This is a genomic window from Nocardia salmonicida NBRC 13393, from assembly GCF_001613085.1.
Taxonomy (GTDB): Bacteria; Actinomycetota; Actinomycetes; order Mycobacteriales; family Mycobacteriaceae; genus Nocardia; species Nocardia salmonicida.
Genome location: NZ_BDBR01000005.1, coordinates 381,452 through 396,112 on the forward strand (window position 1 = coordinate 381,452; position 14,661 = coordinate 396,112).

Annotated in this window: 16 protein-coding genes; 10 read left to right on the forward strand and 6 right to left on the reverse strand. The window is 67.4% G+C overall.

Annotated elements, in window-relative coordinates:
* The first annotated feature begins 136 nt into the window (after positions 1-136).
* The 5 genes from hsaA (at position 137) to NS1_RS07410 (ending at position 4,147) form a co-directional block, all read left to right on the forward strand.
* Positions 137-1,300, forward strand: a complete 1,164-nt coding sequence (hsaA, locus tag NS1_RS07390; protein ID WP_062982778.1) for a 3-hydroxy-9,10-secoandrosta-1,3,5(10)-triene-9,17-dione monooxygenase oxygenase subunit — start codon at positions 137-139, stop codon at positions 1,298-1,300.
* Positions 1,301-1,303: 3 nt separating this feature from the next.
* Positions 1,304-2,173 carry a 4,5:9,10-diseco-3-hydroxy-5,9,17-trioxoandrosta-1(10),2-diene-4-oate hydrolase gene (hsaD, locus tag NS1_RS07395; protein WP_062982779.1) on the forward strand — a complete coding sequence of 290 codons (870 nt, stop codon included), beginning with the start codon at positions 1,304-1,306 and terminating at the stop codon, positions 2,171-2,173.
* On the forward strand, positions 2,173-3,078 hold the full coding sequence (gene hsaC, locus NS1_RS07400; RefSeq protein WP_062982780.1) for an iron-dependent extradiol dioxygenase HsaC: 906 nt from the start codon (positions 2,173-2,175) through the stop codon (positions 3,076-3,078). Before hsaD ends, hsaC begins: the two co-directional genes overlap by 1 nt.
* Before the next feature lie 18 nt (positions 3,079-3,096).
* A complete protein-coding gene (gene hsaB / locus NS1_RS07405) occupies positions 3,097-3,672 on the forward strand; it encodes a 3-hydroxy-9,10-secoandrosta-1,3,5(10)-triene-9,17-dione monooxygenase reductase subunit (protein ID WP_062982782.1) in 576 nt (191 codons plus the stop codon).
* Between the two features lie 97 nt (positions 3,673-3,769).
* Positions 3,770-4,147: a YdeI/OmpD-associated family protein gene (locus tag NS1_RS07410; protein WP_062982784.1), complete on the forward strand. Its 378-nt coding sequence runs from the start codon at positions 3,770-3,772 to the stop codon at positions 4,145-4,147.
* Between the two features lie 54 nt (positions 4,148-4,201).
* On the opposite strand, the gene chsH3 is transcribed toward NS1_RS07410, so the two are convergent.
* Together chsH3 and kstD are read right to left on the reverse strand one after the other, a co-directional pair.
* A complete protein-coding gene (gene chsH3 / locus NS1_RS07415; RefSeq protein ID WP_062982786.1) occupies positions 4,202-5,062 on the reverse strand; it encodes an enoyl-CoA hydratase ChsH3 in 861 nt (286 codons plus the stop codon).
* Between the two features lie 93 nt (positions 5,063-5,155).
* Complete coding sequence (gene kstD / locus NS1_RS07420) at positions 5,156-6,859, reverse strand: 3-oxosteroid 1-dehydrogenase (protein WP_062982788.1); 1,704 nt, start codon at positions 6,857-6,859, stop codon at positions 5,156-5,158.
* 172 nt (positions 6,860-7,031) lie between these two features.
* Between kstD and NS1_RS07425 the strand changes: the two genes are divergently transcribed.
* Genes NS1_RS07425 through dmpG form a run of 3 tightly spaced genes read left to right on the forward strand, consistent with a single transcriptional unit; the run spans position 7,032 to position 9,816 of the window.
* Positions 7,032-7,817, forward strand: a complete 786-nt coding sequence (locus NS1_RS07425; RefSeq protein ID WP_062982790.1) for a 2-keto-4-pentenoate hydratase — start codon at positions 7,032-7,034, stop codon at positions 7,815-7,817.
* 23 nt (positions 7,818-7,840) lie between these two features.
* On the forward strand, positions 7,841-8,746 hold the full coding sequence (locus NS1_RS07430) for an acetaldehyde dehydrogenase (acetylating) (protein WP_062982792.1): 906 nt from the start codon (positions 7,841-7,843) through the stop codon (positions 8,744-8,746).
* A 14-nt stretch (positions 8,747-8,760) separates the two neighbouring features.
* Positions 8,761-9,816, forward strand: a complete 1,056-nt coding sequence (dmpG, locus tag NS1_RS07435) for a 4-hydroxy-2-oxovalerate aldolase (RefSeq protein ID WP_062982794.1) — start codon at positions 8,761-8,763, stop codon at positions 9,814-9,816.
* A gap of 64 nt (positions 9,817-9,880) precedes the next feature.
* Here the strand turns inward: dmpG and NS1_RS07440 are convergent, their stop codons facing one another.
* A complete protein-coding gene (locus NS1_RS07440) occupies positions 9,881-10,648 on the reverse strand; it encodes an SDR family oxidoreductase (RefSeq protein WP_062982796.1) in 768 nt (255 codons plus the stop codon).
* Positions 10,649-10,718: 70 nt separating this feature from the next.
* Here NS1_RS07440 and NS1_RS07445 point away from each other — a divergent pair, with 70 nt between their 5' ends.
* Positions 10,719-11,066, forward strand: a complete 348-nt coding sequence (locus tag NS1_RS07445; RefSeq protein WP_062982797.1) for a winged helix-turn-helix transcriptional regulator — start codon at positions 10,719-10,721, stop codon at positions 11,064-11,066.
* Positions 11,067-11,133: 67 nt separating this feature from the next.
* Complete coding sequence (locus tag NS1_RS07450) at positions 11,134-11,964, forward strand: GNAT family N-acetyltransferase (RefSeq protein ID WP_218019910.1); 831 nt, start codon at positions 11,134-11,136, stop codon at positions 11,962-11,964.
* Here NS1_RS07450 and NS1_RS07455 read toward each other — a convergent pair.
* The 3 genes from NS1_RS07455 to NS1_RS07465 are packed head-to-tail and all read right to left on the reverse strand — an operon-like array spanning position 11,948 to position 14,654.
* Positions 11,948-12,424 (reverse strand): hypothetical protein, encoded by a 477-nt coding sequence (locus tag NS1_RS07455; RefSeq protein ID WP_062982800.1) that lies wholly within the window; start codon positions 12,422-12,424, stop codon positions 11,948-11,950. The genes NS1_RS07450 and NS1_RS07455 overlap by 17 nt on opposite strands.
* A complete protein-coding gene (locus NS1_RS07460; RefSeq protein ID WP_062982801.1) occupies positions 12,421-13,695 on the reverse strand; it encodes a DUF58 domain-containing protein in 1,275 nt (424 codons plus the stop codon). The genes NS1_RS07455 and NS1_RS07460 overlap by 4 nt, the downstream gene beginning before the upstream one ends.
* Positions 13,692-14,654, reverse strand: a complete 963-nt coding sequence (locus NS1_RS07465) for an AAA family ATPase (protein ID WP_056818940.1) — start codon at positions 14,652-14,654, stop codon at positions 13,692-13,694. The genes NS1_RS07460 and NS1_RS07465 overlap by 4 nt, the downstream gene beginning before the upstream one ends.
* Positions 14,655-14,661 lie beyond the last annotated feature (7 nt).

The following is a 14,661-nucleotide window of genomic DNA, read 5'->3' on the forward strand; positions in this document are numbered from 1 at the left end:
ATCCAGCGAACTTCTCTGTTGACTCCTGTTATATCCGAGGTAAGGCGATCTTCTCGACAGAAACGAGAACCTGTTCTAATCTCAGAGACGAATAGAACCGGTTGTCGATCCGACACAGGCAGGAGCGGGCTCCGAAATGACGCAAGAAGTGACCGAACGGGTCGAGGCACTGCTGCCGACGCTGCGTGAGCGCGCGCAGGAGGCCGAGGACCTGCGCCGCATCCCCGAAGAATCCATGAAGGCGCTGCAGGAGACCGGTTTCTTCCGGCTGCTCCAGCCCAAGCAGTGGGGCGGCCACGCCGCCGATCCAGTGGTCTTCTACGACACCGTGCGCAAGATCGCCAGCGCGTGCGGCTCCACCGGCTGGGTCGCGGGCATCATCGGCGTGCACAACTGGCACCTCGCGCTGTTCGATCAGCAGGCCCAGCAGGATGTCTGGGGCGAGGACACCGATGTGCGCATCTCGTCGTCGTACGCGCCGATGGGTGCGGGACAGGCCGTCGACGGTGGCTACATCGTGCGCGGCTCGTGGGCCTGGTCCTCGGGTTCCGATCACGCCACCTGGGCGGTACTCGGCGGTCCGGTGATCAAGAACGGCAAGCCGGTCGACTTCGGCAGCTTCCTGATCCCGCGCTCGGACTACCGCATCGATGACGTCTGGAACGTCGTCGGTCTGCGTGGCACCGGCTCCAACACCGTGGTCGTCGAGGATGTCTTCGTCCCGTCGCACCGCTTCCTGAGCTTCCGCGCGATGAGCGAGGGCCGCGCGCCCGGCCTCGAACAGAACACCGACCCCGTCTTCAAGATGCCGTGGGGCACCATCCACCCCACCACCATCTCCACGCCGATCGTCGGCATGGGCTACGGCGCCTACGAGGCGCACGTCGAGCACCAGGGCAAGCGCGTGCGCGCGGCCTTCGCCGGCGAGAACGCCAAGGACGATCCGTTCGCCAAGGTGCGCGTCGCCGAGGCGGCCAGCGACATCGACGCCGCGTGGCGTCAGCTCTCGGGCAATGTCGCCGAAGAGTACGCATTGCTGCTGGCGGGCGAGGAAGTGCCGTTCGATCTGCGCGTGCGCGCCCGTCGCGACCAGGTGCGTTCCACCGGCCGCGTGATCGCCTCGATCGACAAGCTCTTCGAGTCCTCCGGCGCCACCGCGCTCGCCAACGGCACCCCGCTGCAGCGCTTCTGGCGTGACGCGCATGCCGGACGGGTGCACGCGGCCAACGATCCCGAGCGCGCCTACGTCATGTACGGCACGCACGAGTTCGGGCTGCCCGTCACCGACGCCATGGTGTAGCCGATGACCCAGACCGCTGAACTGACTTACGCATCGACCTCACGCTTCGCGCAGGTCACCCCCGACCTGAAGCTGCACTATCACGAAGCCGGTGTGGGCAACCCGACCACGATCGTGCTGCTGCACGGCGGCGGACCCGGCGCCTCGGCGTGGTCGAACTTCGCCCGCAACATCCCGGTCCTGGCCGAGCGTTATCACGTGATCGCGCCCGACCAACCGGGATACGGCAAGTCCGACAAGCCGATCGACCACCCGCAGTACTTCGTGCACAGCTCCAACGCACTGCTCGCGCTGCTCGATCACCTGGAGATCACCGACCGGGTGCACCTGCTCGGCAACTCCCTCGGCGGCGGCGCCTCGGTGCGGTTCGCGCTCGATCACCCCACGCGCGCGGGCAAACTCGTGCTGATGGGGCCCGGCGGGCTGAGCACCAACCTGTTCGCGCCCGACCCCACCGAGGGCGTGAAGCTGCTCTCGAAGTTCACCTATGAACCGACCAGGGACAACCTGGAGAAGTTCCTGCGGATCATGGTCTTCGACCAGTCGCTGGTCACCGAAGAACTGATCGACGAGCGATTCGCACTGGCCAACACCCCCGAATCGCTGGCCGCGATGCGGGCGATGGGCAAGTCCTTCGCCGGCGCCGACTACGAGAAGGGCATGCTCTGGCGTGACGCGTACAAGCTGCGTCAGCCGGTACTGCTGATCTGGGGTCGCGAGGACCGGGTGAACCCCCTGGACGGCGCGCTCGTAGCCACCAAGGTGATCCCGCGCGTTCAGCTGCATGTGTTCGGCGGCTGTGGGCACTGGGCACAGCTGGAGAAGTTCGACGAGTTCAACCGGCTCACGGTCGATTTCCTCGGGGAGAAGTAATGAGCATTCGCGCCCTGGGCTACATGCGCATCGAGGCCACCGACATGGCGGCCTGGCGCGAGTACGGCCTCAAGGTTCTCGGCATGATGGAGGGCACCGGGCTGAACCCCGACGCGCTCTACCTGCGCATGGACGATTTCGCCGCGCGTCTGGTGATCGTTCCCGGCGAGCAGGACCGGCTGCTGGTCTCGGGCTGGGAGGTCACCGACGGTCCCGGCCTGCAGCAGCTGCGCGAGACCCTGAGCAAGGCCGGGGTCGCCTTCACCGAGGGCACCAAGGAAGAGCTGGGTGAGCGCCGCGTCGAGGGCATGATCCGGTTCCAGGATCCGTCCGGGAACACCCTCGAGGCGTTCTACGGCGCGCAGTACCTTGGCCGCCGCTTCGTGAGCCCCTACGGCCACAAGTTCGTCACCGCCGAGCAGGGTCTGGGCCACGTGGTGCTGACCTGCACCGACGACGCGGCGGCGCAGGCGTTCTACCAGGACATCCTCGGCTTCCGGCTGCGCGACTCCATGCGGCTGCCGCCGCAGATGGTGGGCCGACCCGCCGACGGCGACCCGGCCTGGCTGCGCTTCTATGGCTGCAACCCGCGCCACCACGCGCTGGCGTTCCTGCCGCTGCCGAATCCGACCGGCATCGTGCACCTCATGCTCGAGGTGGAGAGCGCCGACGATGTAGGCCTCTGCCTGGACCGCGCCTATCGCAAGAAGGTGAAGATGTCGGCCACCCTCGGCCGGCACATCAACGACAAGATGCTGTCCTTCTACATGAAGACTCCCGGCGGATTCGACATCGAATTCGGTTGTGAAGGACTGGAAGTCGACGACCACGAGTGGATTGCCCGCGAATCGACCGCGGTCAGCCTGTGGGGTCACGATTTCACTGTCGGATTTCGGCAGCAATAGGAAACGGCGGCGAAGGACATGACTGAACAGAGACCGGCTATCGACGGCCGGCAGTTCCGCACTGTGCTGGGACAGTTCTGCACCGGCATCACCGTCATCACCGCGCTCGATCCGGACGGTGCGCCCATCGGGTTCGCCTGCCAGTCCTTCGCCGCGCTGTCCCTCGACCCGCCCCTTGTGCTGTTCTGCCCCACCAAGGGGTCGCGGTCGTGGGCGGCGATCGAGGCGGCGGGCAGGTTCTGCGTGAACGTGCTCTCCGAGGAACAGCAGCCCACGTGCGCGCGTTTCGGCTCACGGGAAACCGACAAGTTCGCCGGCGTCGCCTGGCACACCTCCGAACTCGGCGTTCCGGTGATCGATGATTCGCTGGCCACCATCGAATGCACGGTCGACTCGGTCGTCGACGGCGGCGACCACTACATCGTGATCGGCCGGGTCCACGCGCTCTCGGAATCGGCCACCACCGGCGGTCGTCCGCTGCTGTTCTACCGCGGCCAGTACACCGGCATCGAGCCGGACAAGACCACCCCCGCCCCCTGGCGTGCCGACCTGGATCACTTCCTCACCACCACCAGCCTCGACACCTGGCTGTGAGCTGAACGGGCGCTGCCGCACACACAACGTGCGGCAGCGCCCGTTTTTCTGTTTTAAGTGCTCATTCGTTGAGCACTTTGACTCGGATGATGGCTCTATGACCATCGAATACCTCATCTGCACAGACGCGAGCGCTTGGGAAGCGTGGCTGTCGGCCCACCACTCGTCCGCCGGTGAGGTCTGGGTGCGGATCGCGAAGAAGGGCGCACCCGAGCCCTCGGTGACGATCAGCGAAACCCTGGACGGCGCACTCTGCTACGGCTGGATCGACAGCCATCGCCGCAGCCTCGACGCCCACCACTACCTGCAGCGATACTCGCCGCGTCGAGCACGGAGCCCCTGGTCGCAGGTCAACGTCGCCAAGGCCGAAGCCCTCATCGCCGCGGGGCGGATGCGGTCGGCCGGGTTCGCGGCCATCGAATCGGCTTGCGCCGACGGCCGCATCGCCCAAGCGATCGCCGCGCTCGAAAAATAATCACCAGGCACCGGAGTTCTCACGCTCCGGCGACCTGGTGATCAGTGATCCAGATCAGGCGATACGCAAGACGACGTCGCTGAGGACGGGGGCGTCGTCTCGTTCGACCACGGTGACGACCGCGATCAACTGGTCGCCCTCGCGCCACACCTTGGTGCGCAGGGTCTCGCCCGGGTAGAGCACGCCGGCGAACTTGGCCCGGAAACCACCGACCCGGCCCGCGTCACTGTCGAGCAGGGCGTCGGTGAGGGCTTTGCAGACGGTGCCGTAGGTGGACAGGCCGTGCAGGATCGGGGCGGGAAAGCCTGCGCCACGGGCGAATTCGGGATCCGAGTGCAGCGGGTTGCGGTCGCCGGAGAGGCGGTACAGCAGGGCCTGCTGCGGCAAGGTCGGGGTGAGCAGTTCCGCGTCGGGGGCCCGATCCGGCAGTTCGGTGCGGGTGCTCGGGCCGCGCTCGCCGCCGAAGCCGCCCTCGCCCTTGGCGAAGATGGAGGACCGCACGGTCCACAGCGGTTCACCGTCGGACCCGGTGACGGTGTGCTCCTGCACGATCACCGCGTTGGCGCCCTTGTCCCAGATCTCGGCGATCCGGCCGACCGAGACCGCCTTGCCGGTGGCGGGAATCGGCTTGTGCACCTCCACTTCCTGGTGACCGTGCACGACCTTGGCCAGGTCGATCTCGATCCCGGGGAAGCTCACTCGCGGCGGCTCGGTTTCACCGAGGGTCGGCGCCACCGTCGCGAACGTCGGCAGCACCTGGGGTGCGCGATCGTCGAGGTAGGCCAGCTCGGCCGGGTCGGTCGGGCGGGCACCCGCGCCGAGGCCGAGGTGGTAGAGCTGCACGTCGGTGGGTGTCCAACTGAACTCGCGCGTGGGCAGAGTCGCGCCGAGCGCGGTCGCTAGATCAATAGGCACGGTCTTCTCCTGTGGGTGTTGGCTCGTCCGCCGAACCGGTCGTGGCGACGTCGAGCACTGCGAGGTAGCCGATGGTGATCGTCGGGCTCACCCTCATGCGTTCGCCTTCGCCGAGTCGGCCGTCTTCCTGGCGACGATGTCGAGCACAGCCAGGTAGGCGAAGGTGATCGCGGGGCCGATGGTGGCGCCGGGGCCCGCGTAGGTGTGGCCCATCACCGGCGAGCTGGTGTTGCCCGCGGCGTAGAGGCCGTCGATGACGGAATCGTCTTCGCGCAGTACACGTGCGGCGGTATCGGTGACGAGTCCGCCCTTGGTGCCGAGGTCGCCGGGCACCATCTTCGCCGCGTAGAACGGGCCCTGCGACAGTTCGGCCAGGCACGGGTTCGGCTTCACGGTCGGGTCGCCGTAGTAGCGGTCGTAGTGGCTGTTGCCGCGACCGAAGTCCTCGTCCTTGCCCGCGGCGGCGAAGCCGTTGAAACGCTCGATCGTCGAGGTCAGGTTCTCGACGGGCACGCCGATGCGCTCGGCCAGCTCCTGGATCGTGTCGGCCTTGACGATGTAGTCGTTCTCCATCCAGCGCGACGGAAAGCGCTGGCCCGGTTGCAGGCCCGCGAAGATGTAGCGGTTGCGGTAGCGCTGGTCGAACACCAGCCAGGACGGCACGTTCTCGCCGGGACCCGCGCCCTGGCCGTACTCACCGCCGTACATGGTGTGCACCGCCTCGACGTAGGGCGCCGACTCGTTGCCGAACCGCTCGCCCCGGTCGTTGACCATGATGGTACCGGGCAGATTGCGCTCGGCCAGCGCGAACCAGGGCTTGCCGCCCTTGAAGATCGTCGGACCCCACCAGGCGTCCTCCATGAAACCGACCGTCGCACCCGCTGCCATACCCGCGACGATGCCATCGCCGGTGTTGGCCGCGGCACCGGTTGTCCACTCAGTGGTTATCGGCTGACGCTGGTACTTGGCCCGCATGTCGGCATTGTGTTCGAACCCGCCTGCGCCGAGCACCACTCCGTAGCGCGCGGTGAAGGTGACCGGTTCGCCATCGACGGTGGCCTTGACCCCGGTGACCTTGCCGTCGGTGACCACCAGGTCGGTGAGCGGGGTGTTGAGCAGCACCGGCACGCCCGCGTCGAGCAGGCCCTTGCGCATGGCGGCGATGATGGCCTGCCCCATGCCGAGCAGATGCTTGCCGGTCCACTTGGCCAGGTAGGTGCGCGCGCCGACGCGCAGCGCCCGCATCGCGCCCTTGGGATGACGGCGGATCAGGTTGAGCCGCACGAAGTCGGCCTGCATGACGACCACGTTCAGCGGCGCCTTGGCGTAGGGCGGTTCCAGATTGACCAGTTCCGCGCCGAGCACCTTGCCGTTGAACGGCGTCGGTTCGCACGAACGCCCCTGACCGAGGCCGCCCGGCGCCTCGGGGTAGTAGTCGGAGTAGCCCGGAACCCACTTCATCTTCAGCGGGGTGTGGTCGAGGACGAAGTCGAACGCCTCGGCGCCGCGATCGAGGTAGGTATCGATCTTCTCGGCGGGCACCACGTCGCCGATGATGCTGTGCAGGTAGGTGCGCGCGTCCTCGCGGTCGTCGGGGCGGCCCGCGGCGAGCAACGCCTTGTTGCCCGGAATCCAGACGCCACCGCCGGATCGGGCCGTCGACCCACCGTAGTGCGCGGCCTTCTCCAACAGCACAACGCTCAGACCCTTGTGCGCCGCCGCGAGGGCGGCGGTCATCCCGGCGGCGCCGCTACCGACGACCACGACATCGTATTCCCGATCACTCATGTAGAACACGTTATAGAAGGGTCCGGTCGTTGGACAGACAAAAATAGAACTCAGTAGAACATGTTGCAGAAATCACCAGATGTAGCGTTGTATTGTCAGGTGAACGGCTGATGCTGGACTGGAAAACCGGTTACAGTTTTGACGTCTAGATCCTTCCGACCGTGCTGCCAAGGAGGTCCGCGTGCTGCCTGACGCGGTACGAACCCATCTCGCCGACGAACTGGCCCGCGCCGAAGACGAGCGCGTCGCCGTGTTGCCGCTCGTCGACCGGTTCCCCGATATCGATGTGGTCGACGCCTACGAGATCCAGCTGCTCAACATCCAGCGCCGGCTCCGGTCCGGCGCGAAGGTCGTCGGGCACAAGGTGGGGCTGTCGTCGAAGGCGATGCAGCAGATGATGGGCGTCGACGAGCCCGACTACGGTCACCTGCTCGCCGATATGGAGGTCTACGAGGACGTCCCCGTCGACACCTCGAAGTTCCTGCTGCCGCGCGTGGAGGTCGAGGTCGGATTCGTGCTCGGCGCCGACCTGCCCGGCGAGGACTGCACCGAGGCCGACGTGCTGGCCGCGACCGTCGCGTACGCGCCCTCGATCGAACTCATCGACTCGCGTATCAAGGACTGGAAGATCGGCCTGACCGACACCATCTCCGACAACGCCTCCTCGGCCGGTTTCGTGCTCGGCAAGGAGCGCGTCGCACCCGGCGACATCGACATCAAGGCAATCGACGCCGTGCTCACCCGCAACGGCGAGGTCATCGCCGAGGGCCGCAGCGACGCGGTGCTGGGCGATCCGGTGATCGCCGTCGCGTGGCTGGCGCGCAAGGTCGCGACCTTCGGGGTGCGGTTGAAGAAGGGCGATATCGTGCTACCCGGTTCCTGCACCCGCGCCATCGACGCCCGCCCCGGTGACGACTTCCTCGCCGAGTTCACCGGACTCGGTTCCGTCCGTTTGCGTTTCAGCTGAACCAGACTTCCTAGGAGTACACCGTGACCAGCAAAGTCACCGCCGCGATCGTGGGGTCCGGCAACATCAGCACCGATCTGCTCTACAAGCTGCTGCGCTCGGACAAGATCGAGCCGCGCTGGATGATCGGCATCGACCCGGATTCGGAGGGGCTGAAGCGGGCACGCGGGCTGGGTCTGGAAACCTCCGCCGAGGGCGCGGACTGGCTGCTCGCCCTCGACGAGAAGCCGGATCTGCTGTTCGAGGCCACCTCCGCCTACGTGCACCGCGCGTACGCGCCGAAATACGAGGCCGCGGGTATCCGCGCCGTCGACCTCACCCCGGCCGCCGTCGGCCCGGCCGTGATCCCCCCGGTGAACCTGGATTCGCTGCGGGACGCGGCGAACGTCAACATGATCACCTGCGGTGGCCAGGCCACGATTCCGATGGTCAACGCGGTCTCGCGGGTTGTCCCGGTGTCCTACGCCGAGATCGTGGCCTCGGTGTCCTCGGTGTCGGCCGGTCCGGGTACCCGCGCGAACATCGACGAGTTCACCAAGACCACCTCCAAGGGTGTGGAGACCATCGGTGGCGCCGAACGCGGTAAGGCCATCATCATCCTGAACCCGGCCGAGCCGCCGATGATCATGCGCGACACCATCTTCTGCGCCATCCCCGAGGATGCCGATCGCGACGCGATCTCCGAGTCGATCTTCCGGATGGAGAAGTCCATTCAGGAGTACGTGCCCGGCTACCGGCTGCTCAACGACCCGCAGTTCGACGAACCGTCGCTGGTATCCGGCGGCTTGGCGAAGGTGTCGATCTTCGTCGAGGTCGAGGGCGCGGGCGACTTCCTGCCGCCGTACGCGGGCAACCTCGACATCATGACGGCCGCGGCCACCAAGGTCGGCGATGTGCTGGCCGATCAAATCCTCTCGGCTCGGGTGTAAGGGAGAACTCAACCATGAGCAATGTGCGCAAGCCCTACTCGGGCGAACTCGATGTGCGTGTCACCGATACCTCACTGCGCGACGGCTCGCACCACAAGCGTCACCAGTTCACCGTGACCGAGGTTCGCGACATCGTCGGCGCGCTCGACGCGTCCGGTGTCCCGGTCATCGAGGTCACCCACGGTGACGGCCTGGCCGGGTCCTCGTTCAACTACGGGTTCTCCAAAACCCCTGAGCAGGAACTGATCAAGGCTGCCGCGGAAACCGCCAAACAGGCCAAGATCGCCTTCCTCATGCTGCCCGGCGTCGGCGTCAAGGAAGACATCAAGATCTCCCAGGACAACGGCGCGTCCATCTGCCGGATCGCCACTCACTGCACCGAAGCCGACGTCTCCATCCAGCACTTCGGCTACGCCCGCGACCTCGGCCTCGAAACCGTCGGCTTCCTCATGATGGCCCACTCCACCACGCCGGAGAACCTGGCCGAGCAGGCCCGCATCATGGCCGACGCGGGCTGCCAGTGCGTCTACGTCGTCGATTCCGCGGGCGCGCTCGTCCTCGAGCAGGTCTCCGACCGCGTCTCGGCCCTGGTCGCCGAACTCGGCGACGACGCCCAGGTCGGCTTCCACGGCCACGAGAACCTCGGCCTCGCCGTGGCGAACTCGGTCTACGCCGTGCGCGCGGGCGCCACCCAGATCGACGGCTCGGCTCGCCGCTTCGGCGCGGGCGCGGGCAATCTGCCGGTCGAAGCCTTCATCGGCGTCTGCGACAAGCTCGGTATCAAGACCGGCGTCGACTTCTTCGCCGTCACCGACGCCGCCGAGGACGTGGTTCGCCCGGCGATGCCGTCGGAATGCCTGCTCGACCGTCAGGCGCTGATGATGGGCTACGCGGGTGTCTATTCCAGCTTCCTGCGCCATGCCGAACGCCAGGCCGAACGCTACGGTGTCTCCGCCGCCGAAATGCTCGTCCGCGCGGGCAAGCGCAAGCTCGTCGGCGGCCAGGAAGACCAGCTCATCGATATCGCCCTGGAACTCCAGCGCGAAGCTTCGGTTACCGCCTCGGCCTGATGCGGACCCTCCTGACGGCGTGACCCCCGGGTCACGCCGTTCGGCATTGCGGGCACAACGTTTTTCACCGTGCGAGCGCACCGGCGGCAAGATAGTCGTCGCCGCCGACAAAGTACGTGTGGCCGTCGGCGACCGCTTCGGTGCCTGCCCGAACGATCACGCGCGCGAAGTCCTCGACGGTGGGCAACGGGCCTGCCGCGCGGCGGGACTCGACACTGCCCGGATCGCGCCGTTCCAGCAGGCGGACGATGATCGTCCCGTCGATCATGTCGCCGGACACCACCGTGAAACCGACTCCGCGCTCCCGGAATTCGGGGATCAGCGCTCGTAGGGCGTCCTCGCCTGCCCGCTTGCTGCGGGCTATCGGCGTGTACCCCTTTGGCACATTGTCGTTCTCGTGGATGAAGTGCGCCTGATGGCTGGTGACGAACACGATCCGGCCGCCCTCCGGCATCAGCGGCAGCATCGCCGTGGCCAGGTTCACCTGCGCGTCCCGGTTGAGCCGGAGGGCGTACCCGGGATCGGCATCCCGTTCGAGCCCGCCGGATGCGTTGAGCACCAGGGTGTCCAGCCGCCCGAAGGTCCGGCCGACCTCCACGACCATCCTCTCGACAGCCGCCGGATCGGAGACATCGGCGCCGAGCACCGAAGCGCTCCCACCCGTGGCCACGATCGCGTCCACGACGTCCTGGGCCCGCTTGCGCTTCTCCCGGAAGTTCACGACGACATGCGCCCCCGCCGCGCCGAACTGCGCGGCCGCCTCCGCCCCGATCCCTCGCGAAGCCCCGGTGACCAGCACGATCCGCTGATCCTGCCGCACTGTCGAATCCATCGTCGATCTCCTCGTCCATCCCCGACCGGCCGTCATGCTTCTGATTCAGAAGCAACTATCGTGCTTCTGAATGAGAAGCGCAACCGGCGACGAGCCCTCGCAAGCGATCCTGGCCGCGATCGACCTACTCGGCCAGCGCTGGATGCTGCGCGTGATCTGGGAACTGGAGCCCGGCCCCCTCGGCTTCCTCGACATCCGCCGACGCATGGGCAACTGCTCGTCGAGCATGCTCTCGGACCGACTCCAGCAGCTCCAGGCCGCGGCACTGATCCGCAAGAACGGCCAACGCGGCGCCTACGAACTCACCACCGAGGGCGCCCTCCTCGCCGAATCCCTGCAGCCCCTGTGGGACTGGTCCGAGAACCGGACGCCCTCCGGTGACGGCAACGGCCGAATCCCGTGGCGCCCCGACCGCTAGTGCGATGATCGCAAAAACCGCTGGACAGCGGCGATATAACTGGCTGATGAGCGAGGATACGGCGACATTGTTCTGCGATACCGGCATGGCTGCCCGAATCGAGCGGATGGAGACCGATGCCATCACCGGCGGGGTGAGCACGGGGCTTCGTCGGGCGAAGGCGGAGTTCACCGGGTTCGCTCACGAGATCGCCGGTGGCGCGGCATGTTTCGCGGGGCCCGGATCCCCGCTGAACAAGGTGGTCGGAGTCGGCTTCGCCGGGGTGCCGACGGTGGCGCAGTGGGAGGCGGTCGAACAGGCCTATGCCGAGGTGGGGGCACCGGTCCAGGTGGAATTGGCGCATCTCGCCGACCCACGGATCGGGGCCGACCTGACCGCTCGTGGGTATCGGTTGACCTCGTTCGAGAACGTGCTCGGCCTGTGTCCGCGGGGACGCGCCTGGCCGACATCGCGGTCGGTCGAGGTGCGTCGCGATGACGAGAACGGGTTCGATACCTGGCTCGATACCGTCGTCGGCGGCTTCGCCCACCCCGACGACGGTCTACCCACCCACGAAGAGTTCCCCCGCGACATCCTCGCCGCTGTCATACGAGACCTCGCCGCCACCGGCAGCACTCACCGCTACCTCGCCTACCGAGACGGTATTCCCGCCGGCGGCGCCAGCCTCCGCATGTCCGACGGCATCGCCGCGCTCGCCGGGGCGGCGACCCTGCCCGCGCACCGTCGACAAGGCGTCCAGACAGCGTTGCTCTCGGCCCGCCTCGGCGTCGCGGCCGCAGCCGACTGCGACCTCGCGGTCGTCACCACCGAGCCCGGATCGAAATCCCAGAAGAACTCCCAGGCCCAAGGCTTCGCGCTGCTCTACACCCGAGCGGTGCTGGTCAAAGGCCCCACCTAGGGCCCGAGTCCTCTTCGACGCGGATCTCTTCGACGGTCGGGCCCTTGGCCGACAGGCCGCTCACCAGCAGGGCGTAGATCGCGACGATGAGGATGGGCGCGGCCAAGGGGGCCCAGATCAGTTGGACGGGGACCCAGGCCGCGGTAGCCGCGGCGATCGTGAACAGAACCGCGCCGCCGACCGAGGGGATGGTGGTGGGGACCACTCCTTCGGGGGCGTGCAGGACGGCGGCGTTCAGCAGGTAGGTGGTCGCGACCAAACCTGTTGCCGCCGAGGCTATGACGCCGACATCGGAGACGGCCAGCGCGGCGATGGTGATCAGTACCGCGCCGACCGAGGCCGGGCGCCACCACCAGCTCGCGATGATCAGCGCCAGCGCGGGCACTCCGGCGATGGGGTTGATCAGCGCGACCGCGGCGACCAGCAGCAGGCCGGCCAGCAAGGCAAGGAATCTCGTCATCGGCGTACCCGTACTGCTCGGCGGTGTTCGGGGAGCAGGCGCATGGCTTGGTCGAGGCGGGTGTCTTCTGGCCAGGGGATGATGTCGACGCCGACGGTGCCCATATCCCGGTACATCGAGGCGCGCTCGAGCTGCCACATCTTGGCCATGGTGGGGTCGAGGCCGTCCTCGAAGGGAGCGCCGCGCAAGACGTCGACCGCGACGACCACGTGGCCGCGTTTACGCAGGTCGATCAGGGCCAGCGCGAACTGCGTGTCGAGCAGGGTGGAGAAGGCGACCACGATCGCGCCGATCGGAACGGCGGCGTGGGGCGCGAGGGTGCCGGTGGTCTCGACGTGTTCGTCACCGACGCCGAGGACGGTGTCGACGATGCGATAGAACTGCCTGCGGCCGATATCGGGGCGCAGCCAGCGAGGCGCTTCGCCGAGGCAGACCACGGCGGTGCGGTCGCCGGATTGCAGTGTCGACTGCACCACTTGCGCCGCGCCGCGCACCGAGAGTTCCAGCGAGGCGCTGGCCGGACCCGGCGCCTGTAGCGAGGTATCGACCATGACGACCACGTCGGCGGAGCGGTTGGTGAACCGCTGGGTGACGTAGAGCCTGCCGCGCCGCGCGCTCACCGGCCAGTTCACAGCGCGCAGCTGATCGCCTGGTGTGTAGGCGCGGATGTCGGCGTATTCGACGCCAGGACCGTGTCTGCGGGTCAGGTGGGTGCCGATGCGGTCGGGAAGTTCGGTGCGCGGCAAGCGCATTCGCTGCGGATCAGCGATGGGGTAGACGTAGAGTTTGGCCGCGGGCAGCTCGGTCGTCGCGACCGCCAGCCCGGCCGGGCTCAGCGCCGACACCTTCACCTGCACCGGATACCGTCCCCAACGGGTGGCGGAGAGCCCGAGTCGCATGCCCGCGGGCGCACCGCCGGAATCGTGGGCTTCCTCGACCTCGAGTTCCAGGCCGGGCAGCGGCAGGGCTGTCATCCGTAGCAGCGCGTGCCCGCTTTCGACGAAAGCGACAGCACTGCAACCGATCACCTCGTTCTCGAAACAGCGCACGGTGCCGCTGCCGTCGACCTGGACTCTGGTCGGCGCCTGCTGCCACGGCGCGGTGGCGAGCACGCCGAGCATCGGCGCGGCGAAGACGACCAGCTGCCACTGCCCGAGCAGCACCGCGACGACCAGTGCCGCTGCCGCGCAACCGGCCAGGATGAACACCAGCGGCGCGGGCCGCCACCGGAGGTCGACCTCGACCGTTCTGGATTCGTCGCGATGCTTCATGTGCTCGTGGCGCGGGGCACCGGTAGCCGGCGGAGTAGTTCGGTGATGACGTCCTCACCGCGAATGCGGCGGACCCACATCTCGGGACGCAGGGTGATGCGGTGCGACATCGCCGCCACCGCGAGCGCTTTCACGTCTTCGGGGATCACGTAGTCGCGCCCGAGTAGCAGGGCCCTCGCCCGTGACATCTGCACCAGATCGAGTTCGGCACGCGGGCTGGCGCCGACCTCCACCTGGGGATGGCTGCGGGTAGCCGAGGCCAGCGCCACGACATAGCTCACCACGTCGGGGTGCACGGTGACGAACTCGACCGACTGACGCATCTCCATCAGACCCTGCGCGTCGACGACCTGGCCCACCTGCGGTGCGGTGGAACCACGTTCGAGCCTGCGCCGGATCATCTGCGTCTCGTCGGCCTCGGAGAGGTAGCCCAGGCGCAGCTGGATGGCGAAGCGGTCGAGTTGAGCCTCGGGCAGCGGGTAGGTGCCCTCGTACTCGATCGGGTTGTCGGTGGCCAGTACCACGAACGGCTGTGGGAGCAGGAAGGTCTCGCCGTCGATGCTCACCTGCCCCTCGGCCATGGCCTCGAGCAGGGCGGCCTGGGTCTTGGGCGGAGTGCGGTTGATCTCGTCGGCGAGCAGCACATTGGTGAAGACCGGACCGCGACGGAAGTTGAACCGGCCCGACGCCATGTCGTAGATCGTCGAACCCAGCAGGTCGGCCGGCAGTAAATCCGGCGTGAACTGCACGCGGGTGAAGTCGAGTCCGAGCGCGGCCGCGAAAGACCGCGCGATCAAGGTCTTTCCGAGGCCTGGCAGGTCCTCGATGAGTACGTGCCCTCCGGCCAGCACGGCAATCATGATGAGCTGCATCTCATCTCGCTTGCCGACCACGACACGGCCCAGCTCACGCAGTACGGCATCGGAGCGCTGGACGGTCACGTTCAACGGCATTGTCATCGGTGGC